Consider the following 21,777-nt stretch of genomic DNA (forward strand, 5'->3'; position numbering starts at 1 on the left):
AAAAAATTCATTCGTTTTTATTGCTTTACAAAGGAGAGGCGCACCGTCTGTCCGTCTTTCTGTGTGCTCAGCCAGTACATGCCCGGGGCAAGGCTGCTCACGGTGAGCTTGTGCTGCCGGCCGCTGATGGTGTTGCGCAGTACAAGGGCGCCGTTGGCACTGTGTACGGTCAGCACGCAGCCGGCATAGGTGGTGCAGCCGAGGTCGATGTTGACGACCGACGCGGCGGGGTTGGGATAGAGTTTCGCGGTGGGTGCAGCTGTCGTGGCGGGAACTTCCTGCGGTGCGGCCGGGGTCTTGTTCCAGGGCTTGTCGAGGCCGCGGCTCTGCTGCAGCGCAGCACGGGGACCGCCGGTAGCGAAGGCGCTGCGCATCCGGTCTTTCTGACCTTCGGTAAACAGGTTGGTGCAGGCGTCGTTGGTGAAGTCCATATAGTTCATGAACATATCGCCGGTGGCCGTGTTGCCGCAGGAGCTGCGGACACTGGTGGGGCAGCCGGCCGTAAAGTTGCCTTGCTTGGGGGTGTCGGCGATGCCATCGTCGCCGCAGTAGGTATCGCCCCAGATATGGCGGAGGCCCAGCCAGTGGCCCACCTCGTGGGTGCCGGTGCGGCCGAGGTGGTAGGGCGCGCTTACATTGATGGTACCCATGGCCTTGGTAGCGATCACGACGCCGTCGCGGTCGGCAACGCCGCCGGGAGCGCTGGCGTAGCCGAGCAGCGTGCGCATCGGGCCCACCCAGATATTGAGGTAGGAGCGGCTGTCCCAGGCGGCGCTGCCACCCGAGGCCGCGAACTTGATCTTGTCGTCGTTGGTCCAGTTGGAGACAGAGCTGTGCTTGCGGACGATGCCGGTGGTGGCGTATCCGTTGGGGTCGGCCGTGGCCAGCACGAACTCGAGGCCGACATCGGCGGCAAGGCCGCGGAAGCGCTCCGGCGTGTTTGCCGAGTCGGCGTTGCGGCGGCGGAAGTCGCGGTTCAGCACGTCGAGCTGGCTTTGCACCTGCGCGTCGGGAATGTTCTGGTCAGGGGTATTGTAAACGATGTGCACGACAACGGGGATGCGGATCACGGCATCCTGCTCGCGGGCCGTGTTGCGGGTGCGCAGCGCGGCAATGCGGGTCTGAAAGGATTCGGCCTCCAAGAGCCCTTGCGCAATGCGGGGGTCTGATGCCTTGAGGGCCTCATGATACGGGGTGCTGGAGCAGGGACGTTGCGCGGAAAGACCCAGCGTGAGCAGCAGTACAGCCAAAGTAAAAATATGCCTCATAGTTTCCGGATTGGGGCATAGGAACAGGATTTAGGTCGGTTTCAGCAGGATTGGAAACTGGTGCAGGTACTGTTGCGCAGGGGTATCAGAGGGATTGGATGGTAGGTACTTATACCGAGAAGACTATTGGTGTTTCTATAGGAACGCGGAGTAAGTACAAATATATAAATTCTATTTAGACAAATACAATACCATTTTTTTTCTTTAACAGCCGGCACTGGCCGCATCCATTATTTTTGCGGGCATGAGACGTTCCTTTTCCTGGCTTGCCGTGCTACCGCTCCTGCTGGCTGCCTGCGCCTCCAACGATAACGGCGGTGACACCGGGGGTGGCGAAACCCAGGCCCCTCCTGCCATCCCGGCGATTTCCTACACCCTCAAAAGGGCTTACCCGCACGACACGGCCTCCTTCACCGAGGGGCTCTCCTTCTATAACGGCCAGCTCTGGGAAGGCACCGGGCAGGAAGGGCGCTCCTACCTGCTGCAGACCGATCTGCAGACCGGAACGCCCGTTCGTAAGGTCAAGATCGACAGCACCCTGTTTGGAGAAGGGGTGTATGTTTTCAGGGATACCGTGTACCAGCTTACCTGGCGCAACAAGAAGGCCCTGCTCTATGATGCCAAAAGCCTGAAGCTCCTGCAAACGCTCGATTACCCGCGCGAGGGCTGGGGGCTCACCAGCAACGGCACCGAGCTTATTGCCTCCGACGGCTCCTCCAACCTGTACTTCCTCGAGCCGGGCACGCTGCGCCTCCTGCGCACCCAGGGCGTTACGGAGAACGGGACGCCGCTCCCGATGCTCAACGAGCTCGAATACATCAACGGCTTTATCTGGGCCAATGTGTGGCAGACCAACGACATCGTAAAGATCGACGCCGCTTCCGGCCAGGTGGTGGGCCGCATGAACCTCGATTCGGTAGCCCAGCTCGCAAAAAGCAAGAACCCGACCGCCAACGAGATGAACGGCATCGTCTATCACCCCGAAACCAAGAAGTTCTACGTCACCGGCAAGAACTGGCCGGAGCTCTACGAAATTGAAGTGCCTCTGTAATTTCGCAAAAGGCATCAACGCAAAGGCGCGCCCATGGCGCGCCTTTGCAATTCTATGATCCCGTCCCGCAGCGAATCACAGGGCTACGCTCGATGTACCCGTGCTCCACAATTTCGACATTCACTATTCGATATTCAATATTCCCTACTTTCCGATCACATACGTAATCGAGCTGCACCGGTCCTTATTGCCCAGCGCTTTCAGGTTGGAGCGCAGTCCCGCGAGCGGCGCGCCGATCCAGGCGGTACTGCCTTTCTGGTAGCGGCTGCTCAGCAGGCTGATGTAAAAGGAATCGAACCACATGGGGCGCTTCTCCAGCAGGCGCAGCCCATGGCGGCCGAGGAGCGTCTCCAGCGATTTCGGTGAGAAATGATACAAGTGGCGCGGCACGTCGTACGCAGCCCAGTACAACCGGTAGATATCGGCGTCGAGCGCCGTGTAGTTCGGGACGGCGATGAACAGGCGTCCGCCCGGTTTCAACAGGCTCTTGAGTTGCTCAATATAGCGGTGCAGTTCGTGTACATGCTCCAGCACATGCCACAGCGTGATGACGTCAAAAGATCCTTGCGGCAGCTCGTACAGCACTTCTGCGGGCTGCACCGGCACGCCACTGTCGGAGGCCAGGCGCCGGGCATCGGGGTCGGGCTCGAGGCCCTGCACCGCCCAGCCGGCTTCTTTCATCGTGCGCAGGAAGGCGCCGGTACCGCAGCCCACGTCGAGCACGGTGCCGCGCCTGATGCCGCTGCTGCTTTCAATGAGGCGCACCTTCTGCTGCAACGTATAGCGGCGCACCCGTTGGTATAGGCGATTCACGAGTCCCTTGCTGGTATCCGTGTGCGAGATATAGGATTCGGCCTTGTAGTACGGGCCAATGGCTTCGGCCGTGGGCACATCCTGGGTAAAGCGCAGCGTACACGCGCCGCATTGCCAGATCACGAATTCCTGGCCACTTACGGTATGATCGCGGGCAGAAAAAAGCGGGTTGACGTCGGGGCTGCCGCAAACCGGGCATTCGGAATAGTGCACACGTTGGTCCATAATAGGCTGCAAAAATAGCGGCCCCGGCGATACGCGGCTGCTAAACGAACCGGATGTCTTCTTTGCGTTGCCAGAAATCGTCCGACCGTTTTTGCGCTACATTGAAGAGTAACTGCCGAAATGGCCACCTGAGCCGCCTGCGGCTGTCCCCGATCGGCCTAGCAGTAGCCGGATCGAGGCGCGTTTTCAGAAAGGCCCGGTGGCGCTCACCTGCAACCCGGTGCTGTGCACGGAGAAATCATTTTTGAAAAGCAGGTAGAGTACAAAGAGGGCGGCGAGCACGACCAGCAGCCAGGCAAGCCATTCAAGATCGCCCCGCTTTGCGGGTACCGCGTCAAGAGTATCGGAGGCGAGGGCCGATTGTACCTCCTGCTCCCCCTGGCGCACGGTGTGGCGGACATCTTCCCGAAGCACGCGTCCGGCGGCCACCGCCTCCAGCACGGGGGGCGTAGCCGGCTGCAGCTGCGCACTTCCGTCCTGCCAGTGTAATAACCCTACGCCAGGCCAGAGAAAGGGGCCCCGGTGCAACTGCTGCTGCAATTCCTGCCCGAAGGCCTGGAGCCGTTCGCCGGCACTGCGTTCTGTTTCACTGAGTGCCCCTGCGAGCCAGTTGAGCTGCGCCTCGCTCACTGCCTGCGCCGGCAGCACCGCAACGTGGAAGGCAGGACCCAGGATCACCTGGTCCACCACGTTGCGCTGGGCGGGAACGGCCTCGAGTGTAAAGGCGCCGAGATGCGGGATGGTAAGCGAGCGGGTCCGGGAGAGGTATTGCGTCAGCAGTTCAAGCACTATTTCCTTGTTTGGGGGAACGAAAATACAACTCCCCCGAGGAAATTGAAGCCATACACCGGATATTGCTTCCAGCGCTCATAGCTCTGGTTGAACACATTGTTGAACTGGGCCCACAGTTTTACGTTTTGCACGATCTTGAATTCGAGGCCCGCAGAGCCGTCGAAGGCTCCCTTCAGCTTGCCCTCCCCGTCTACCGTACGATAAGGTACGCCGTCGAAGGCATACAGGTCGCCGGTGACATACAGGTCGCGCAGCACCTGCAGGCGCAGGGCCATGTTGAACTCCAGCGTCGGCAGCCCCCAGGCCTTCTCGTTCACATCTACCCCGGTGTAGCGCTGCACGTCGAGCACGGTACGGAGCGAGAAGCGCTCGCCTACGGCATACCCGATCTCGCCGTGGATGTTGAGCGCATTCATCGAAGGCTCATACCGCACCGCAAAAGCGCGTCCCGTGGGCCCGTCGTTGATAAACAGCGGCTGGTTGGTATAGGTGTTGAAGCCAACGCGCGCGAGGTAACTGAAGTGGTCGGTGAGCGCGCCGCGCAGGCCACCGAAGATCTCCTGCACCCGGCTGTTGTTCACGAAATCCGGCGCTTCGATCCAGGGGTTATATCCTGCCAGCGAGCGGAAGCTGTTGGCACGCAGGTGCCCTGTCCAGCCGGCCATCAGCGTCACCTCCTTGTTGGGCGACGACACCTCGGCCACCACGTTCGGCATCAGCTTGAAGGCGCCATTGTCCCACGACGGACGAATGCCCGCCTGCAGGTAAATGGCTGCCGTCTTCACAAATACCGATGGCGACACCTGCAGCCAGTTGTTGCTGCTTCGGACCTTATCCGCTGATGTATAGGAGTTGAATTGCCCGTCGGCCGTCAGCTCCACCTCGAAGCGGTTCTCGAGTGCCTTACGGAGCGGTAGCCGGATATAGGAGTTCGTTTCGCTGCTCCCCTGCTTGTTGCCGAAGGTCTCCACACGCAGCTCCGGTGCATAGGAAATGCCGTATGCCGTGCGGCTGATGTTCCGGACACCCACACGGCCGCGGAAGCCCTGGTAATGGATGCCCACCGAGTCTTTCGGCAGCTCCAGGGTCGCCGGCACGTAGCCATAGCGGTTGTATTGCTCGTCGGTATACCCTAAGCGGCCCGTCACCTCGTGGTTGCTGCCGGCACGCGCCACGCCGTGCACGTCCACGCCGCCCTGGCTGTATTCCTGGTACTTGATCTTACCCTTCGAGGAGGTATAGCGACCGTAGATATTCAGGGCGGCCTTGTTCGGATCGCCGATCGACAGCCCGGTCTCGAAGTAAGGCGTACGCTGCGTGCCGTACCCGGCTTTTACATAGTTCCAGTTATCCCATTGCACGGCGCTGTCGACCTGCAACGCGAGTGGCTTCAGGGTGCCCGGCTGGTAGGCGAACACGAGGTTCTGGTTGGGGATGCGGTATTGCAGCACCGGACGCGATGTATCGGCCACGGGCGGCGTGGCGCCGAAGGTGAGCTTGGTGGATTCTTTCAGCGTCGGCCGGAAAGAGGCCGTTACATTCACCTCGCGCTTTTTAGTAGTATCCTGCGCCAGGGCAGGCAGCGCAGCGAGGAGGCATCCGGAGAACAGGAGGGTTTGCTTCATGGAGGGTTTGCTTGGTGGTTACTGGCCTACTTTACTGGTGCGGGCTTCCTCGGCGGTGACCTCGTCGAGCTTACGCTGCGCTTCGGCCTTCAGGTCGGGCTGCGTTGCATTCTCGACCACGCTCTGGTATGTAGCCTTCGCGTTGAAGAAGTCTTTCTGCCGGTAGTAGATATCGCCGAGCAGGATGTAGGCGCAGGTGACCCACAATTCGTAGGATCCCGATTTGGAGATGACCTCAAAGGCCGCCTTTTCCGCGTCTTTCAGCTTCTCCTGCGCCAGCAGGCTCGCTGCGATCTCGTAGCGGGCCTCCGCGGCCAGGGCGGCCTTGTTGACGGCGATGACGGCGCGGAACGCAGTGATGGCCTCGTTGAATTGACCGGCCAGCTGCGCCGAGCGGCCGAGCACCATGTTCGAAAGCGCTTTGTCGTCGGTGGTACTGCCTTTCAGCGCTACCAGCTCGCGGGCGTTGGCAGCCGCCTCCGTCCATTTTTGCTGCTGGTACTGGCTGCGGAGCAGGCCGCGCATGGCTTCAAGCCGGATCTCCTGGCTGCCGGTGAGGCCTTTGAGCTGGGTGAAGTAGCGCTCTGCCTGTGCGTAGTTGCGCTGCCCGAAGAAGTAGATACGCGCCGCGGTGAGCGCCGAGCGCTCCGCCCACTTGTTGGGTGCCCGCTCGGCCAGCAGCTCGAAATGGGGCAGGGCGCCGGTCGTATCCTTCTTCGTAAAGAGGATGTCGCCCAGGTGGAAGTGTGCGTCGAGCGCGTAGGTGCCGGTGGCGAACTTCTGGAGGTATTGCTCGAGCGCGGTCTGCGCCGCGGCGGTGTTGCCGTTCTGCAGCTGGATCTCGGCAGAGGCATAGGTCAGCGAGTCCTCGGCGCTTACCGAAAGCGGTTTGCCGGCCTTGCGCGCCACGTCGGCATATTCGCCCGCACGTCCCTGCTCCACGTAAATGGTGCGCAGGTTTTCGAGGGCGTCGTCGGCCTCTTCGGAGTTCGGGTAGCGTGTCAGGATCACGTTGTAGCTGGCAATCGCCTCGGCATCGTTGTTGGAGTTCTGGTGGGCGATGCCCAGCTTCAGGAAGGCCTGCGGCTTCAAGGTATTGTTGTCCGTAGCCTTCGTGAGCGTGCTCAGGTAGGGAATGGCTTCACGGAAGCGCTCGGCGGCCAGCAGCGTATTGGCGATCTCCATATTCGCATCGTCCACGAGTGCCGAGTTCGGGAACTTGCGCACCAGCGTATTGAGGAGCGTCACCTTTTCGTTGGCATTGGTGATGCCTGCGATGATGGCCTTCTGATAGGTAGCGTAATCCTCTGCCGGCCAGGAGAAGCGGATCACGTTGTCGTACATCGTGCGGGCCTGTGCATAGGAGCGTCCCATGAACCAGGTGTCGGCTGCGCGCAGGTAGGCATCCTGCGTGAGCGGGTCGGAGTTGATGGCCACGCTGCGTGCCAGCGGCTCAAAATAGCCGCGGGCCACGGTGTAGTTCTCCTTACGGAGATAGGCATAGCCCAGGTTATAGTTCACCGTGCGGGCATTGGCCTCGCCGCTGGCCGGCGCGCCAGTGGTCAGGTATAACTGGTAATAGCGGATGGCCTCATCGAGGCGGTCGTCGCGGTAGGCAAGCTCCCCTTTCCAGAACTGCAGCCAGGGCAGCACCGACGTATTGTTGGGATCCTTGAGCGCGCGGTCGATGAGCGCCTCGGCCTCCTCGAGCCGACCGTCGTTGATCATTTCGGTGGCACGACCGTAAAGAATGCGCGGGTAAAAGCGACGGGTGGCGGCCGTAGGATTACGGAGCCCCTCGATCAGCGTCAGCGCATCGCGGTAGTTGTTGGTGTTGGCCAGTGCGCCCACGAGCAGCTCGGTGGCCTCGGGCGCGTAGGTCGACGAAGGATAATCGTTGAGGAAGGAGCGCAGGCTCTTGAGGGCCTCGTCCTGGTAGCCGAGCTCGTACGAAAGCTTGGCGTAGTTGAACCGCGCGATCTCGCGTTGCTCGGCGTTGCTGTTGTTGGCGGCGCTGAACAGGAAGGCGTTGCGCGCATTCGCTTTCTGCCCCGTTTTCAGGTAGGAGTCGCCGAGGAGGTACATCGCATGCTGGCTCAGGGAATCTTCCTTGCCACTGAGCTGGCGGAATCCCTCGATCGCCTTCGTATGATTGTTCGCCTGGTAGTAGCTGTACGACAACTCGTACAGGTCTTCGCGGCGCACCTTGGTGGAGCGGTTCACATAGTCTTCGAGATAGGGTAATGCCTTCGCATACTCCTTCCGCTCGAAGTAAGCGTGGCCGAGCAACTGCTTCAGCTCGAGGTCGTAGTGCTGCGCCTTGCCTGCTTTCAGCTTCTCCTCGGCATAGCGCACGGCCTGGTCTTTCTGGCCCTGCACATAATAGATCTGCGCGATGTAGTAGGGCACCATACCCTCGTAAGTGGGGTGATTCTCCACGGCCCGGAAGGCGTCGAGGGCCTCCCGGTAGTTGCGGTCGGTGAAGGCGATGAACCCGTAATAATACTGGGCGTCCATCTGGTTGGGATCACCTTTTTTCTGCCGCACGGCGTTGAACAGGGGCTTTGCCTGGGCAAACTGCTTCTGCGTAAAGTAGGCATAGCCCTGGTGGAACTGCGCTGCCGAAAGCTCTTCTTCGCTGATATTGCCGGTGCCCGCCGCTTCGTAGTGCGTGAGTGCCTCGCTGAACTCCTGGCGGCGGAAATAGAACTCGGCGAGCTGGAAGTGCATCATCTGCACCCGCGCGTTGTTCTTGGTAACGTTGATGTACTGGAGCGCATCGGTGGCCGCGGCGGTCTCGCCCTGCATCAGCGCTGTGGAGATCGCGTAGTAGTCGATCTCCTGCGCGTCCATCGCCCGGTTGATGCGATCGGTCTCGCGCAGGCCCGCCCGCAACTCTTTGAAAAGAGGCGCCGCCAGGTTGTATTGGCCTTTCTGGTAGAATTCCTTGGCGGCCAGAAAACGCGCGTCGGGGTTGCGAAAAACGAAGGATGCCTGTGCCGAAGCGAAGTGAGGGAGCAGGAACCATGCACCGAGAAACCAGAGTTGCTTCATAGACTACCTTTTGCCGTTAGGTGGATAAACGCGGGGAGGGCGCGAATATTTTGGGCTCCCTTACCAAATAACATTCCAATCCGGACTAAGGACGCAAATTAAGGCAGCGCGGCTCACAAAAGATTGTTAAGTGGACACCCTTCCCGGCAACCGGTTTGTTCCGTATCATTGCGTCCGAAAAACCAGCCCCATGAGAAAACTGTTCAGCACACACACCTCCGATAGCGCCTTTACGATGGCCACCCTCCTGCTGCGCCTCGGCTTCGGCTCGATGATGATGGTCAACCACGGACTCGACAAGCTCATGCACTTTGCGCAAAAAGCCCCCAAGTTTGCCGACCCGTTCCATATCGGCTCCACGACGTCGCTCGCGCTTGTCGTGTTTGCAGAGTTCTTCTGCGCAGCCTTCCTGATCCTTGGGCTCTTTACACGCCTGGCCTGTATCCCGCTCATCATCGCCATGGGCGTGGCCCTGTTCCTCGCCCACAAAGGACAACTGTTCGGCGAAGGCGAAATGGCGGCCATCTACCTTACGGGCTACCTCGCCATCCTGCTGCTCGGTCCGGGCAAGGCTTCACTGGATCGGTTTATCGGCAAGTGAGGTCGTGAATCGTGAATCGTCAATCGTGAATGGCTGACGCACGACGTGAATCGTCAATCGTGAATCGTGAATAGCTGACGCAGGATGGGAATTGTGAATCGTCAATCGTGAAAGCTTACGCTTGATAGCGAAGAACGTCCCGCAAATGCGGGACGTTCTTTTTACCGCGCATCGCGGATTCACGATTCACGATTGACGATTCACGTTCTCACACCCGGTGGTGATCGGCGCGCCAGTTGCGGATGGCCATCTTGATATCTTTAGGAGCTAGCTTTTCACGGGCGGCGCGCTCGGCGAGCGCGGGCAGCTCCTCGTCGGAGGCAAAGCGCAGCGCGATGATCTGCCCGAGGCGAAGCGATCGGTCGAAGGCCTTGCCGGTCAGAAAAAAGTGACGCAGGTTCTCCTCGGCGCGGATGGCGCGGTCCTGCGCCCGCAGCGCGAAGATGCGGATGAAGAAGAACAGGAAGATGAGGATCACGGCCGTCAGCACGAACAGCACCGGGGCATACTTGTCTTCCGTGGCGGCCCGGCTCCAGTAGCGGATCGCGCCCACCAGCAAGATGAGGATCAGGGAAAAAGTAAGTCCATGATAGCCGCCCGAAAGCCGCGTGTGGTTCTTGAAGTTCTGTTCGCTCATAAAAGCAGTTTGTTGTTTATCGTTGTCCGGAGGCGCACGTGAAGTAAGCCTTGCAGGCGCAAACTAAAAACTATAAACTACAAACGTCAAACTATTTCAACTCGTTCAGCACTGCGTACATCTTCTGGACGATCGCTGATGCGCTGCCGTTATAATTGTTGACGATAAAGGAAAAGACATACTCCTTGCCATCGCGCGCCTTGTGGTAGCCACAAAAGCCCTTTACCCGGCTGATGGTGCCGCTCTTCATCTTCATTTCGTTATAAAGCGGGAAGGCTTGGAAGTAGCCTGCAAACCAGGGCCTGCTGCGGGCATACTGCAGCACCTGCACCTGTGCGCGTGTGCTCACGCGGTTCTCCGGCGACAGTCCCGATCCGTCCATCAGGTGCAGCTCGGCTACCGAAGCACCCCGCTCCTTCCAGAAGCCGCGCATCACCTCGGTGCCCTCGTCGGTAAGGGCCTGCCTGCCGGCCTGGAGGGCGATGCGCCGCGTAAATGCTTCGCCATAGAGGTTGACGCTGCGGCGCAGGAAAAAGAACACCATCGAGTCGAGAGAGGGCGAATATTCGGAGTGGGCAAGTCGCTGCGGCAGGCCCTGGTGGGCCATCGCGGCAGCAGGCGCGTATACGTTCAGCGCAGCAGGACTGAGCTGCGCAGCGCGCAACGTATCCCAAAGCGCGGAATAGAAGGGCACCCACGGGTCCGGGAAGGAGCCCGTAACGGTGAAGGCCTCGGCATCTGCAGGTATTGTGCCCCGTGCTTCGAGCGGGTAACCGATGGCAGACGGGCGCGTACCGTAATAGATGTTGGTGCGGTCGCCTGTGCCTTTGGCGGCCACGCGCACAAAGGAGGTCAAGGCGAACCCCGGGATCTTCGGGCGCGTCTCCACGAACTCGGCGAGCTCACCAAGGCCGCGGCCCTTGCTGCGGAGTACAAGGTCGTATTGGTTCTCGTGCCAGTTCACGGCATGGGCCGCCGCGCCGAAATAATTGCCGACGTCCTGCCAGGTCCAGCCGCCGGGGATGCTTTCTCCCTGCCAGCCAACGGTGTCGATGCGTACGTCCTGTATGGACCGGGCGCCACTCTTACGCAGCGCGTCCACCAGCCGTGCCTGCACCGCGCTTTCCGTGGTGAACTTCCAGCGCCAGGATCCCAGGGTGGGATCGCCGGAGGGCTTTACCACCAGGAAATGGAACGAGTCGCGTGGGTTTTGAGAGCGCATCGAAGGCCCTTTGGCGAGGTAGAAGTCCGTGCGGTACCGGAAGTCGCGGCCCAGCAGCTCGTAGGCCGTAGCCGCGGTGATCACTTTCTGGGTCGATGCGGGCGCGAGGCCGGTGCGGGCATTCTGGCTAAAGACCACGTTGCCGCTGCCTGCTTCTTCCACATACAGCGAAGCGATGCCGGCCAGCATTTGTGAATCGGTAGTGAAGCGTTCCCACGCCTGCGCGAGGCGATCCGGTACCGATTGGGCCGAGGCACCGGCGGAAAGAAGGAGCACTGAACAAAAAAGAAGCACGGGATGTTTCATACGCATCGGATGAGCCCGCTAAAGATATCGATTACCGCTCTCGGGTGTTTTCATTTTAACAACGGGTTGCCGGTACACGACGCACCCGGCCCAACCCGTATCCTTCTTACCTTGCCCCGCAAACCCTGTTCATGAACGTGATCTCGGCTACCATCATCACCATCGGCGATGAATTGCTCATCGGCCAAACCATCGACACCAACAGTGCCTTTATCGGGCAGGAACTGAACAAGGCCGGCATCTGGCTGAAGCGCCGCATCGCGGTAGGCGACGTACGCGACGAGATCCTGGACGCGCTCCGCGCCCAAAGCCGCGACAACGACATCCTCATCATCACCGGCGGCCTCGGCCCCACCGCCGACGACATCACCAAGCCGGCCCTGCGTGAATACTTCAACGCCGGCGTGCGTATCGACGACGCCGCGCTGCAGAACGTGCACGACATCTTCAGCCGTTTTGGCCGCATCCCTTCGGAGGTGAATTTGAAGCAGGCCGAGGTGCCCGATTGCTGCACCGTTCTGCCCAACCGCCGGGGCACCGCACCCGGCATGTGGTTCGAGCAGGACGGGGTGGTCTATGTGTCGCTGCCGGGCGTGCCCCACGAGATGAAAGGCCTCATCACCGACAGTGTGTTGCCCAAGCTCCTGGAACGCTTCACCCTCCCGGCGATCGCGCACCGTACGGCACTCACGGCCGGCAAGGGCGAGTCGGACCTCGCGGCGCACATTGCCTCCTTCGAGGCGGCGCTCCCCGGGTGGATCAAGCTGGCCTATCTTCCGTCGTACGGGCTGGTGCGTCTCCGGCTTACCGGGCGCGGCGACGACGCCGGCGCGGTGAACGCAGCCCTCGACCGCCACTTTGCGGAGCTGAAAACACTGGTGGGCGAATGGCTCGTGGCCGACACCGACAGCAGCCTGACCGGGGCCGTACATGCGGCACTGAAGGAGGCGGGAAAAACCGTGGGTACCGTGGAGAGCTGCACGGGTGGATACCTGGCGCGCCTGCTGACGGAGCCCGCGGGTGCCTCGGCGGTGTTCACCGGCAGCGTGGTGGCTTATGCCAACGAGGTCAAGATGCAGGTACTGGGCGTACCGGCCGAGACGCTGCAGCGGCATGGGGCGGTGAGCGAGGAGACGGTGCGCGCATTGGTGGAAGGCGGTCTGCGGGTGCTGGGCACCGATTACGTGGTCGCTACCTCGGGCATCATGGGGCCGGGCGGCGGCACCCCGGAAAAGCCCGTAGGCACCATCTGGATCGCCGTCGGCGACCGTGAGCGCACAGAGACGCTGCTCCTGAACTACCGCTTCGACCGCGCGCGCAACATGGAGCTGACGGCGAATACGGCGCTGAATTTTTTGAGGAAGTTCGTATTGAAGAACGGGAAGTAAAAGAAGTGTTTTTTACCGCTAAGAAGCTAAGGAGCTAAGGTATTCGCAAAGAGGTGTTACGGGTCTATTCGTCTATTTGTTTATTGGTAACGGGTCGTTCACGAATGGTTCGTCAGCCCGGTACGAGCCCAGCCAGACACTCATACATTGCTTGTTCGCTTCGAACGCTGCCCGGGGCATTCGTGAAACACGTACCGAAAGAAATCTTAATTCGAAAATCAAACATTGAAATAAAAAGGGTCCTGCGTCAGCAGGACCTTACCCTTTGCGAATACCTTAGCCTCTTCTTTTCTTAGCGGTAAAAATCGCTTTGTACCTTAACCTGCCTTCGACCAGGTGGATGGTAGCCTCCCGGGAAACTGCCACGCAGAAATGACCCTTACCAATAAACAAATAAACCAATAGACCAATAAACCTCTCTCCTTTGCTTATTTTTGGCCCCGATTGAACGGGAGGCTCCTAATGAAATCCCGATTGCTTGCACAATGACCCTTTAAACATAGAATTGCTAGTATGGCGACAGTTGACCTTGTAATGCCGAAGATGGGCGAAAGCATCATGGAAGCGACGATCCTGAAATGGCACAAGAACGCCGGCGACCCGGTGAAAATGGATGAGACCGTGCTCGAGATCGCGACCGATAAAGTAGACAGTGAAGTGCCCTCGACCGCCGAAGGCACCATCGAGGAAGTGCTGTTCAGTGTAAACGACGTAGTGCCCATCGGCACCGTCATCGCCCGCATCCGTACCGGGGCCGCTGCCAGCACCGCGCCGGCCGCCGCAGCACCCGTGCCGCCCGCCGCCGCCGCCGCTCCGCAGCCGGCACCCCAGGCCACTCCGGCGACTCCGGCCACTGCCGCGGCTCCTGCTTCGTCAGGCAACGAAGGCACCGCCGGCCGCTTCTACTCCCCGCTCGTACTCAACATCGCCGCCCAGGAGGGTGTGTCGATGGCTGAGCTCGAAAGCCTCGCCGGCACGGGCAACGAGGGGCGCGTCACTAAAAAAGACATCCTGCAATACGTATCCGATAAGCGCGCCGGCAAGGCTTCCACAAGCTCAGCCGGACAACCTTCGGCAGGCTCAGGCGGACAACAAGCTGCCCTCGCCCAGCCCAAGCAGGATATGGTGATCCCGATGAACAAGGTGGAACAGAACGCGCCGCCGGCCGAATACCGCGGCAACGTGGAGATCATCGAGATGGACCGCATGCGCAAGCTCATCGCCGACCACATGGTGCGCAGCAAGCATACGAGCCCGCACGTCACCTCCTTCACCGAGGCCGACGTCACCAACCTCGTGATGTGGCGCGACAAGGCGAAGAAGGAGTTCGAGAAGCGCGAGGGCACCAAGATCACCTTCACCCCGCTGTTCGTGGAGGCCATCGTACGCTGTATCAAGAAATTCCCGCTCATCAATTCCTCCCTCGACGGCACGCGCATCATCGTCAAGAAAGACATCAACATCGGCATGGCTACGGCGCTTCCGAGCGGCAACCTCATCGTGCCGGTGATCAAGAATGCCGACCAGCTCAACCTTGTGGGCCTGGCAAAGCAGGTGAACGGCATGGCCGACGCCGCGCGCAACAACAAGCTGAAGCCCGAGGACATCGCCGACGGCACCTTCACGCTCACCAACGTGGGCACCTTCGGATCGCTCATGGGCACCCCCATCATCAACCAGCCGCAGGTCGCCATCCTGGCTGTGGGCGCCATCAAGAAGCGCCCGGTGGTGATCGAGACACCGCACGGTGATTCCATCGCCATCCGCCACATGATGTACCTCTCCCTCTCCTACGACCACCGCATCGTGGACGGATCCCTCGGCGCCACCTTCCTCACGGCTGTAGCCAATGAGTTGGAGAACTTCGATAGCAACCGGGCGTATTAAGGTTGGTAAGGTGAAGAAGGGTTTCTCACCGCTAAGAAAAGAAGAAGCTAAGGTAGTCGCTAAGAAAAGGTCCCGCTGACGCGGGACCTTTTATATTTCGGATTTCAGATTTTTGATTTCAGATTGATTGGACCTACCTACTGCTAAGTAGTGCACGCTATCGCAAGAAGCTATTTCGGGTGCACCCCGATGGAGGAAATCCCCACACCGAAACGACTCCTTACCAATAAACAAATAGACCAATAGACGCTCCCTTAGCGAAACGCTTAGCCACTTCTTTTCTTAGCGGTTAAGAAACACTTGTTCTACGTATACTGCCTTCTTAATTCCCATACCGCTCACGGGCATACGAGATCTTCTTTCCCTTCCGTGTAATGATGAACAGGTTGCTATAGGCGGAGTCGGGCAGGTCCTGGAGCTCGGTGCGGCCCAGGAAGCTGTTCACGAGGTCGTCGACGGTGTTGGAGTGACCAACGATCAGGGCGTTGGCCTTGCCCCTGCCGAGCACGTAGCGGACGAAGCCCGTGTCGCGCGGGTTGTAGGTTTCGATGCCGGCGCCGAGGGCCTCGGCCAGCGGGCGGGCCGTGCCTTTGGTGCGGCGGGTGTCGGTACTGTAGATGTACTGGATGCGGCCCGTTTTGAGGCGCTCGCGCAGCGCCAGGGCACGCTGCTCGCCCGCGGCCGAGAGGGCTACGTCGCCCCCCATGGCGCTGCCGGGGGCCTCCTTCTCGCCGTGGCGCACGATATAGTAGGTGGTCGGACTGCAGGCAGTCAGCAACAACAGGACGGGCAGGATCTTCAACATGGTTTCCACATTTAACGGTTTAAAGGTAAACAGGTATGGCATTTGTTTTGGACGATTCGTAAATTGATACCAGCAAACGTTCGCGCCCATGAAGCAATTGTCGCAAACCTGGTTCGCCGAAGGCTATATCGACTTCGAGCTGAAGAAATACACGCTCCTCGCCTACCTGAAGGAGATCAACACCTATTTCAACGAGAACAAGCTGTACCCGCAGCTCTCCGACCTCGTATTCCATTACAACAACCTCGTGGCCTTCCGCGACAACAAGAAGTACCTGCAGGAGCAATTTCCGAAACGCTTTACCGGCGTGCAGATCGAGCAGCTCCAGCTGCTGTATGAGCAGATGATCGAGGACTCGGACGTGATGCAGGAGCTCGAGGAGATCATTCATTACTCGGCCGACAAGATGAAGACGTCCATCTCCAGCGGTGCCGAGATCTACGAGTTCGTGGAAGAGCACCTGGCCATCGCCCCGGTAGGCATCATCCCGCTCGATACGCAGGAAGGCTATTTCTTCCTGACCGCCGGCGACAGCCATCACACACGCGTGTACCAATACCGGCTGTCGATCTTCGAGAAACACGACGAGCGCTACCGGAGCATGAAGACGGCCTATATCGAGGAATTGCGCCGCAGCCTGTTCATTACCTACGAGCACATGAAATACGAGCTCATCAAAACGCGCGGCGACCTTCCGAATCCCGCTGTGTACCGCATCGAAACGGGACTCGCCTTCCCGATCGACGAGACGCTGCTCCCGATCGCGAAGCGGAGCCTCGTTAAGTTCCTGACGGTCGCTGCCTGACCCGTAAAATCAAAGGGTTCAGCTTTCCTGCGCCCGGTGCACGCGCTCGAAGTGCTGCGCGATGCTGCCCTAGATCATCATGTGGTCTACGTCGAGCCCGGTAATCAACGCTTCGTAGAATTTGGTGGCGGTGCGTGCCTGGAACTGTACCGAGAATCCACCCTGCTCATTTGTGCGGAACCCGATCTGCTCCACTTGCTGCCACCCTACGAAGCCAGTGCTGCGGGTCCAGAACCCGTTCGCGTTGACCACGATGCGCGGCCGCCGGTTGGCGAGCTGGCGGACCGACGAGACCAGCATCAGCAACAAGATCACGAGTATCGACCAGTGCCAAAGGCCATCACCCTTCAGGCGGGGCAAACCGGTAAAGACCAGAAGCGCCAGGAGCAGAACGAAGGCGATGCCCCCGGTAAAGATGTTTTGCACGATCGGGTCGCGGGCCACGAGCTCGTCGTCGGCGCGGGTCAGGAAGGCATGGTGGTTGGAGGTGCGGGTATCGGTGGACATAAGCGAAAAATCAAGGTGCGGCAGGCAAGAAGACGACAAGATAATCAATCGGCTTACGTGTTGCCCTCGCTTCCGTGCAGCATGGGCCTAGCGGGCCGGAGCAGCCGCCACATATGAAACAGCACCGCCACTGAGATGAGCGCAAAGCCCACATAGAACCAGGAGTTGAAATGCCGGTTCTCCTGGTAGAACAGGAAGGCGAGGATGATGCCATAAACGGGCTCGAGTGTCAGGGTCAGGTTCATGGTAAATGCACTCACCTTTTTCAGGGCGCGGATGTAGAGGAAGAAGGTGCCGATGGTGCAGACCCAGCTCAGTACGATGAGCCAAAGCCAGTCGGCCGCAACGGGCGCTTGCGCGGGCTCGGGAAAGACGGCGAGGTAGAGCGGCAGCGCCAGCGAAAGGCCCACGAACCCGCCGCTCAGCTGGTAGAGCGTGATGGCTTCGGGCTCGTACTGGTCGATCATCTTCTTATTGAGCACCGACACCAATACCGTAAGTATGGCGGAGAGCAGGCCGACGATGATCCCGTTCGAGAACTCGAGGTGGTTCCAGTAAATGACGGCGATGCCGGCGATGGCGAACAGCCCCAGCCCGATCTCCACGAAGTCGAATTTCTTTTTCATGACGAGCGGCTCGAGAAAGGAAGCGAGCAGGCCGGTGGTAGACAGACAGGTAAGCGCGATGGTGACGTTGGCGAGCTTGATGCTCCCGTAGAAGCACACCCAGTGAAAGGCGAGGATGGAACCGATCAGGGAGATGTACCCGGCCGAGCGCAGCGGAAGCCGCCGGATCTTGCCGAGTGCCGCGTAGAGCAGCCACAGCGACACCACGGTGATCGCCAGCCGGTACCACACCAGCCACACCTGGCTCAGGGTGATGACGCGCCCCAGCACGCCGGTGAAGCCCCAGAGAAATACGGCGGTATGAAGCTGGAGAAGAGCCTTGCGCATGCGGCGAAGCTAGGGCAGAACCCGTAAAGACGCATTCATTTGCGTCCACAAAGAATATCGGATAACCACCATCGCTAACCCAGCCCATGGCTTCAGCCGTAGGTGCCCCAGGAACAACGAGCAAGGGATAAGGAACAGGGAAAGGAACAGGAAACAGATACCGCACAAAAAAGCCGGAGCGTCGCCCCGGCAAGTACTTTATTAATTACCCCATTACCCCATTAGCACATTACCCCATTGTTTCCATCGCCTCTTCCCGTACGCGCACTTTGCGGCGGTAAGACGTGAAAAGGCTATACCAGCGGAGCTTCAGCACACCGAGGATGCCTTCCTTGACGATGCCCTTGCTCATCTTGGATTCGCCGTGGGTGCGGTCGGTAAAGAGGATGGGCACTTCCTTGACCTTGAAGCCCAGCTTCCAGGCCGCGAACTTCATTTCGATTTGGAAGGCGTAGCCCACAAAGTGGATCTCCTCGAAGTTGATGGCCTCGAGCACTTCGCGCTTGTAGCACACGAAGCCGGCGGTAGGATCGGCGACGGGCATCCACAGGATCATCCGGGTATATACGGAAGCGCCTTTCGAAAGCGCAATGCGGTCGGCTGGCCAGTTGTGCACGCCGCCGCCGCGCACGTAGCGCGAGCCCACGGCCACGTCGGCGCCGCCGGTCTTGCAGGCGGCATAAAGCTCGGGGAGCTTGGCCACGGGGTGCGAGAAGTCGGCGTCCATCTCGAAGATGAACTGGTACCCGTTCTGCTGCGACCATTTGAAGCCGTGGATATAGGCGGTACCGAGGCCGAGCTTGCCGCGACGCTCCTCGAGAAAGAGCGTGCCGCGGAATTCGTCCATCAGCCCACGCACGATGTCGGCGGTGCCGTCGGGCGAGCCATCGTCGATGATGAGCACATGAAAGTCCTGCTTCAGGTCATGCACGGCCCGGATGATGGCTTCCACATTATCCTTCTCGTTGTAGGTCGGTATGATTACGATCTTCTCCACTGGCTGCATTAAGGATCTAGGCCTTCTTCAGCATGATCCGGGTATAGAGCTCGGTCAGCTTCTGTTTCGTGTTCATCGGGAACTCGCCCTTCATCATCCAGTCGTAGTACTGCGGCTCGGCCTTCAGCACGTCGGCCACGGTGCGGCCCTTGTGCTTGCCGAAGTTGAAAACCTCCACACCTTTCTCGTTGTATACGAAGCGGCGCGCGAAGTCGATGATCTGGTCCTCACCCACCGCCTTGATCACGGTGTCGAGGGTAGCGCCCAGCTGCGGGTAGCGCTCCACCTGGGCGAAGAGGATCTCGGCCGTGGCGGTGGCATCCACCTCGGCGCCATGCGCGCCTTCGAGGTTCTTGTCGCAATAGAATTTATAGGCGGCAGCAAGGTTGCGCTGCTCCATCTGGTGATAGATCTTCTGTACGTCCACCACCTTGCGGTTCTTCATGTCGAAGTCGACGTCGGCACGGATGAATTCTTCCACCAGCAGGGGCACATCCAGGCGATAGGCGTTGTAGCAGGCGAGGTCACAGCCGTCGAGGTACTGCTTCAGCTCCTGGGCTACCTGCTTGAAGACGGGCGCGTCCTTCACCATTTCATTGGTGATGCCGTGAATGTCGATGATGTTCTGGGGGATCTCGATCTCGGGGTTGAGCAGCTTGCGCTTCACCGTGCGCACACCGTCGGGCAGGAGCTTTATGATGGCGATCTCCACGATCCGGTCCGTGGCCACATTGTTCCCGGTTGCCTCTATATCAATAACCGCCAGGGGCTTTTTCAGTTGTAGCATGCTCTGTGTTCTAAGAAGCCCTAAAGATAGAATTTTGTGCGGGCCAAAATGTTAAATAAAACTAGGCGCCGGCGATCCGTTGCTGCAGGGCACCGAGGTCGAGCCCATCGTAGTTGCCCGAGCTCATAAGCAGCAGCACGGCCCCTTCCAGGTCGGCGCGCTCCAGCCAGGCCTCGAGGGCCGGGCGCTCATTGATGACGTCAAGGTCGGGGCGGGCGAAGCCTTCCTTCACCACGGCCAACGGGAGGTCGGGCAGGCGCTTCAGCTCGAGGGCATGCTTCGAGAAAAAGACCGCAGCCGCGTCGGCCGCGTCAAGCGCCCCGGAGTACTCGTCAAGAAAGGCTTCGTTGAGCGAGCTGTAGGTGTGCAGCTCCAGCACCGCCAGGAGGCGGCGGCCGGGATACTGCTGACGCACCGCTTCGATGGTGGCCTTCACCTTGGAGGGCGCATGGGCGAAGTCGCGGTAGGCGATCGTGCCTTCCGAGCGGGCGAGCAGCTCGAGGCGGCGGGCTGCCCCGGTAAAGTCCGCGATGTGGCGGGCAAAGGTGCCGGCGTCGAGACCGAGCTCCTTGCACGCCAGCCAGGCAGCGTGCATGTTGAGCAGGTTGTGGTTGCCGAACACCGTCACTTCCGTGGTGGCGCCATCGATCGTAACCGTGGTGCGGCCGTCGGCAATCGTATGCGGAAGCACGCCGTAAGGCTGGTAGCGGAGGTCGTCGCGGCGGGTTTCTTCCACCACCTGCACCAGTACTGGGTCGGTGTCGTTGTAGATCAGGATGCCGCCCTTCTCGATCATGCCGATGAAGATGCGGAATTGCTCGAGGTAGATCTCGAAGGTCGGAAACACATTGATGTGGTCCCAGGCGATGCCGGTGAGGATGGCCACCTGCGGAAAAAGAAAATGAAACTTGGGACGCTTCTCGATGGCGGACGCGGGGTATTCGTCGGCCTCGCACACGATCACGGGGGCATCGGTAATGTTCACCGACTGGTCGAAGCCCTGGAGGCGGGCACCCACGAGGTAGTCGAAGGGCTGCCCGGCGCCCCTGAGGGCATGCATGATCATGGCGGTGGTGGTGGTCTTGCCGTGCGAGCCGCCTACGGCTACGCGCTTCTTGCCGCGGCTCTCCTGGTAAATGTATTCGGGGAAGGAATAGATGGGGAGGTCGAGCTCCCGGGCGCGCTGCAGCTCGGGGTTGTCGATCCGGGCGTGCATGCCCAGGATCACGGCGTTGAGGCCGGCGTGCACCCGGTCGGGGAACCAGCCGGTTTCGGCGGGCAGGAGGCCCTCGCTTTTCAGGTTGGAAAGGGCGGGCTCGAAGATCTCATCGTCGGAGCCGGTAATTTGGTATCCTTTTCGCTTTAACGCTATGGCAAGCTGGTGCATCACGCTCCCGCCGATCGAGATAAAATGGATATTCATTCCTACTTTTGGGGTAATATCCGGCAAATTAAACCGTTTATCGTCAAACCTTTTGTCATGAAGATCAAATTCGCCTCCGTTGTTCTGCTGAGCGCCCTGGTGCTCTCGATGAGCTCCTGCGCCTCCCGCAAGTATGGCTGCCCCTCTACCGTTTACAAAGCGTCTACTTCGAACAAAATCTAAGCTCATGCAGTGGAACCCGCTTACCTCTGAAGACCAGTTGGAACAACTCATCGCCCGCTCGCACGAGGTGCCGCAGGTGATCTTCAAGCACAGCACGCGCTGCTCCATCAGCAACGTCGCCTTCCAGCGGGTCGACAAAGCGCAGCGTCCCTCCTACCTCGACTTTCACCTGCTCGACGTGCTGACGCACCGGCCCATCTCGCTCCAGGTGGCCGACCGCTTCGGTGTTGCCCACGAATCGCCACAGGTGCTGATTATCCGCAACGGTGAATGTGTGTACGACGACAGCCATCTCGGCATCTCGATGAACGACATCCTGAGCCAGGCGCAGGTAGCGTGAATCGTCAATCGTGAAAGGTGCTTTCCTTTCGAGGACAGTGTTCCCCATGGGTTGATAGTGCCTTTCTGATTATAATGAATTGAACAGGCACGCGGCGCGTGCTTTTTT

20 protein-coding genes are annotated in these 21,777 nt (G+C 59.8%); 7 read left to right on the forward strand and 13 right to left on the reverse strand.

The window, feature by feature from the left end; all coding sequences use genetic code 11:
- Positions 1 to 17 precede the first annotated feature (17 nt).
- Entirely contained in the window at positions 18 to 1,250 is a 1,233-nt protein-coding gene (locus ABD937_RS11920; protein WP_345255949.1) for a M43 family zinc metalloprotease, read from the reverse strand.
- A 262-nt stretch (positions 1,251 to 1,512) separates the two neighbouring features.
- On the opposite strand from ABD937_RS11920, the gene ABD937_RS11925 reads away from it, so the two are divergent.
- The gene (locus tag ABD937_RS11925; RefSeq protein WP_345255950.1) at positions 1,513 to 2,319 is read left to right on the forward strand and encodes a glutaminyl-peptide cyclotransferase; all 807 of its coding nucleotides are present in this window, start codon (positions 1,513 to 1,515) and stop codon (positions 2,317 to 2,319) included.
- A 144-nt stretch (positions 2,320 to 2,463) separates the two neighbouring features.
- On the opposite strand, the gene ABD937_RS11930 is transcribed toward ABD937_RS11925, so the two are convergent.
- From ABD937_RS11930 to ABD937_RS11945, 4 genes are all read right to left on the reverse strand, one after another.
- Positions 2,464 to 3,357, reverse strand: coding sequence for a class I SAM-dependent methyltransferase (locus ABD937_RS11930; protein ID WP_345255951.1), 894 nt, complete (start codon positions 3,355 to 3,357; stop codon positions 2,464 to 2,466).
- A 186-nt stretch (positions 3,358 to 3,543) separates the two neighbouring features.
- Positions 3,544 to 4,146: a hypothetical protein gene (locus ABD937_RS11935; protein WP_345255952.1), complete on the reverse strand. Its 603-nt coding sequence runs from the start codon at positions 4,144 to 4,146 to the stop codon at positions 3,544 to 3,546.
- Complete coding sequence (locus ABD937_RS11940) at positions 4,146 to 5,774, reverse strand: TonB-dependent receptor (protein WP_345255953.1); 1,629 nt, start codon at positions 5,772 to 5,774, stop codon at positions 4,146 to 4,148. The genes ABD937_RS11935 and ABD937_RS11940 overlap by 1 nt, the downstream gene beginning before the upstream one ends.
- A gap of 18 nt (positions 5,775 to 5,792) precedes the next feature.
- Positions 5,793 to 8,828, reverse strand: coding sequence for a tetratricopeptide repeat protein (locus ABD937_RS11945; RefSeq protein ID WP_345255954.1), 3,036 nt, complete (start codon positions 8,826 to 8,828; stop codon positions 5,793 to 5,795).
- A 190-nt stretch (positions 8,829 to 9,018) separates the two neighbouring features.
- On the opposite strand from ABD937_RS11945, the gene ABD937_RS11950 reads away from it, so the two are divergent.
- A complete protein-coding gene (locus ABD937_RS11950; protein ID WP_345255955.1) occupies positions 9,019 to 9,429 on the forward strand; it encodes a DoxX family protein in 411 nt (136 codons plus the stop codon).
- A gap of 208 nt (positions 9,430 to 9,637) precedes the next feature.
- Here ABD937_RS11950 and ABD937_RS11955 read toward each other — a convergent pair whose 3' ends face one another.
- Entirely contained in the window at positions 9,638 to 10,066 is a 429-nt protein-coding gene (locus ABD937_RS11955) for a DUF6526 family protein (RefSeq protein ID WP_345255956.1), read from the reverse strand.
- Positions 10,067 to 10,157: 91 nt separating this feature from the next.
- Positions 10,158 to 11,594 carry a D-alanyl-D-alanine carboxypeptidase/D-alanyl-D-alanine endopeptidase gene (dacB, locus tag ABD937_RS11960; RefSeq protein ID WP_345255957.1) on the reverse strand — a complete coding sequence of 479 codons (1,437 nt, stop codon included), beginning with the start codon at positions 11,592 to 11,594 and terminating at the stop codon, positions 10,158 to 10,160.
- A 131-nt stretch (positions 11,595 to 11,725) separates the two neighbouring features.
- On the opposite strand from dacB, the gene ABD937_RS11965 reads away from it, so the two are divergent.
- On the forward strand, positions 11,726 to 12,982 hold the full coding sequence (locus tag ABD937_RS11965; protein WP_345255958.1) for a CinA family nicotinamide mononucleotide deamidase-related protein: 1,257 nt from the start codon (positions 11,726 to 11,728) through the stop codon (positions 12,980 to 12,982).
- Between the two features lie 513 nt (positions 12,983 to 13,495).
- Complete coding sequence (locus tag ABD937_RS11970) at positions 13,496 to 14,869, forward strand: dihydrolipoamide acetyltransferase family protein (RefSeq protein ID WP_345255959.1); 1,374 nt, start codon at positions 13,496 to 13,498, stop codon at positions 14,867 to 14,869.
- A 322-nt stretch (positions 14,870 to 15,191) separates the two neighbouring features.
- Here ABD937_RS11970 and ABD937_RS11975 read toward each other — a convergent pair whose 3' ends face one another.
- A complete protein-coding gene (locus ABD937_RS11975; protein ID WP_345255960.1) occupies positions 15,192 to 15,674 on the reverse strand; it encodes a SixA phosphatase family protein in 483 nt (160 codons plus the stop codon).
- Between the two features lie 88 nt (positions 15,675 to 15,762).
- On the opposite strand from ABD937_RS11975, the gene ABD937_RS11980 reads away from it, so the two are divergent.
- Positions 15,763 to 16,479 (forward strand): hypothetical protein, encoded by a 717-nt coding sequence (locus tag ABD937_RS11980; protein ID WP_345255961.1) that lies wholly within the window; start codon positions 15,763 to 15,765, stop codon positions 16,477 to 16,479.
- A gap of 69 nt (positions 16,480 to 16,548) precedes the next feature.
- Here the strand turns inward: ABD937_RS11980 and ABD937_RS11985 are convergent, their stop codons facing one another.
- The 5 genes from ABD937_RS11985 to ABD937_RS12005 form a co-directional block, all read right to left on the reverse strand.
- Positions 16,549 to 16,986 (reverse strand): hypothetical protein, encoded by a 438-nt coding sequence (locus ABD937_RS11985; protein WP_345255962.1) that lies wholly within the window; start codon positions 16,984 to 16,986, stop codon positions 16,549 to 16,551.
- 53 nt (positions 16,987 to 17,039) lie between these two features.
- Entirely contained in the window at positions 17,040 to 17,939 is a 900-nt protein-coding gene (locus ABD937_RS11990; RefSeq protein ID WP_345255963.1) for a DMT family transporter, read from the reverse strand.
- A gap of 229 nt (positions 17,940 to 18,168) precedes the next feature.
- Positions 18,169 to 18,945: a polyprenol monophosphomannose synthase gene (locus ABD937_RS11995; protein WP_345255964.1), complete on the reverse strand. Its 777-nt coding sequence runs from the start codon at positions 18,943 to 18,945 to the stop codon at positions 18,169 to 18,171.
- Positions 18,946 to 18,952: 7 nt separating this feature from the next.
- The gene (locus tag ABD937_RS12000) at positions 18,953 to 19,723 is read right to left on the reverse strand and encodes an exonuclease domain-containing protein (RefSeq protein ID WP_345255965.1); all 771 of its coding nucleotides are present in this window, start codon (positions 19,721 to 19,723) and stop codon (positions 18,953 to 18,955) included.
- A 61-nt stretch (positions 19,724 to 19,784) separates the two neighbouring features.
- Positions 19,785 to 21,146, reverse strand: a complete 1,362-nt coding sequence (locus ABD937_RS12005) for a UDP-N-acetylmuramate--L-alanine ligase (protein WP_345255967.1) — start codon at positions 21,144 to 21,146, stop codon at positions 19,785 to 19,787.
- Positions 21,147 to 21,203: 57 nt separating this feature from the next.
- Between ABD937_RS12005 and ABD937_RS12010 the strand changes: the two genes are divergently transcribed.
- A complete protein-coding gene (locus ABD937_RS12010; RefSeq protein ID WP_345255968.1) occupies positions 21,204 to 21,329 on the forward strand; it encodes a hypothetical protein in 126 nt (41 codons plus the stop codon).
- Positions 21,330 to 21,333: 4 nt separating this feature from the next.
- Complete coding sequence (gene ytxJ / locus ABD937_RS12015; protein WP_345255969.1) at positions 21,334 to 21,669, forward strand: bacillithiol system redox-active protein YtxJ; 336 nt, start codon at positions 21,334 to 21,336, stop codon at positions 21,667 to 21,669.
- Positions 21,670 to 21,777: the final 108 nt, after the last annotated feature.

The organism is Flaviaestuariibacter amylovorans (assembly GCF_039541815.1).
Lineage (GTDB): Bacteria > Bacteroidota > Bacteroidia > Chitinophagales > Chitinophagaceae > Flavisolibacter > Flavisolibacter amylovorans.

Coding starts and splice junctions, on each gene's coding strand:
- ABD937_RS11975 (WP_345255960.1), bottom strand. CDS start 15,674: ATGTTGAAGATCCTGCCCGTCCTGTTGTTGCTGACTGCCTGCAGTCCG.
- ABD937_RS11965 (WP_345255958.1), top strand. CDS start 11,726: ATGAACGTGATCTCGGCTACCATCATCACCATCGGCGATGAATTGCTC.
- ABD937_RS11980 (WP_345255961.1), top strand. CDS start 15,763: ATGAAGCAATTGTCGCAAACCTGGTTCGCCGAAGGCTATATCGACTTC.
- ABD937_RS11950 (WP_345255955.1), top strand. CDS start 9,019: ATGAGAAAACTGTTCAGCACACACACCTCCGATAGCGCCTTTACGATG.
- ABD937_RS11995 (WP_345255964.1), bottom strand. CDS start 18,945: ATGCAGCCAGTGGAGAAGATCGTAATCATACCGACCTACAACGAGAAG.
- ABD937_RS12005 (WP_345255967.1), bottom strand. CDS start 21,146: ATGAATATCCATTTTATCTCGATCGGCGGGAGCGTGATGCACCAGCTT.
- ABD937_RS11990 (WP_345255963.1), bottom strand. CDS start 17,939: ATGCGCAAGGCTCTTCTCCAGCTTCATACCGCCGTATTTCTCTGGGGC.
- ABD937_RS11940 (WP_345255953.1), bottom strand. CDS start 5,774: ATGAAGCAAACCCTCCTGTTCTCCGGATGCCTCCTCGCTGCGCTGCCT.
- ABD937_RS12000 (WP_345255965.1), bottom strand. CDS start 19,723: ATGCTACAACTGAAAAAGCCCCTGGCGGTTATTGATATAGAGGCAACC.
- ABD937_RS11930 (WP_345255951.1), bottom strand. CDS start 3,357: ATGGACCAACGTGTGCACTATTCCGAATGCCCGGTTTGCGGCAGCCCC.
- dacB (WP_345255957.1), bottom strand. CDS start 11,594: ATGAAACATCCCGTGCTTCTTTTTTGTTCAGTGCTCCTTCTTTCCGCC.
- ytxJ (WP_345255969.1), top strand. CDS start 21,334: ATGCAGTGGAACCCGCTTACCTCTGAAGACCAGTTGGAACAACTCATC.
- ABD937_RS11955 (WP_345255956.1), bottom strand. CDS start 10,066: ATGAGCGAACAGAACTTCAAGAACCACACGCGGCTTTCGGGCGGCTAT.
- ABD937_RS11945 (WP_345255954.1), bottom strand. CDS start 8,828: ATGAAGCAACTCTGGTTTCTCGGTGCATGGTTCCTGCTCCCTCACTTC.
- ABD937_RS11970 (WP_345255959.1), top strand. CDS start 13,496: ATGGCGACAGTTGACCTTGTAATGCCGAAGATGGGCGAAAGCATCATG.
- ABD937_RS11925 (WP_345255950.1), top strand. CDS start 1,513: ATGAGACGTTCCTTTTCCTGGCTTGCCGTGCTACCGCTCCTGCTGGCT.
- ABD937_RS11985 (WP_345255962.1), bottom strand. CDS start 16,986: ATGTCCACCGATACCCGCACCTCCAACCACCATGCCTTCCTGACCCGC.
- ABD937_RS12010 (WP_345255968.1), top strand. CDS start 21,204: ATGAAGATCAAATTCGCCTCCGTTGTTCTGCTGAGCGCCCTGGTGCTC.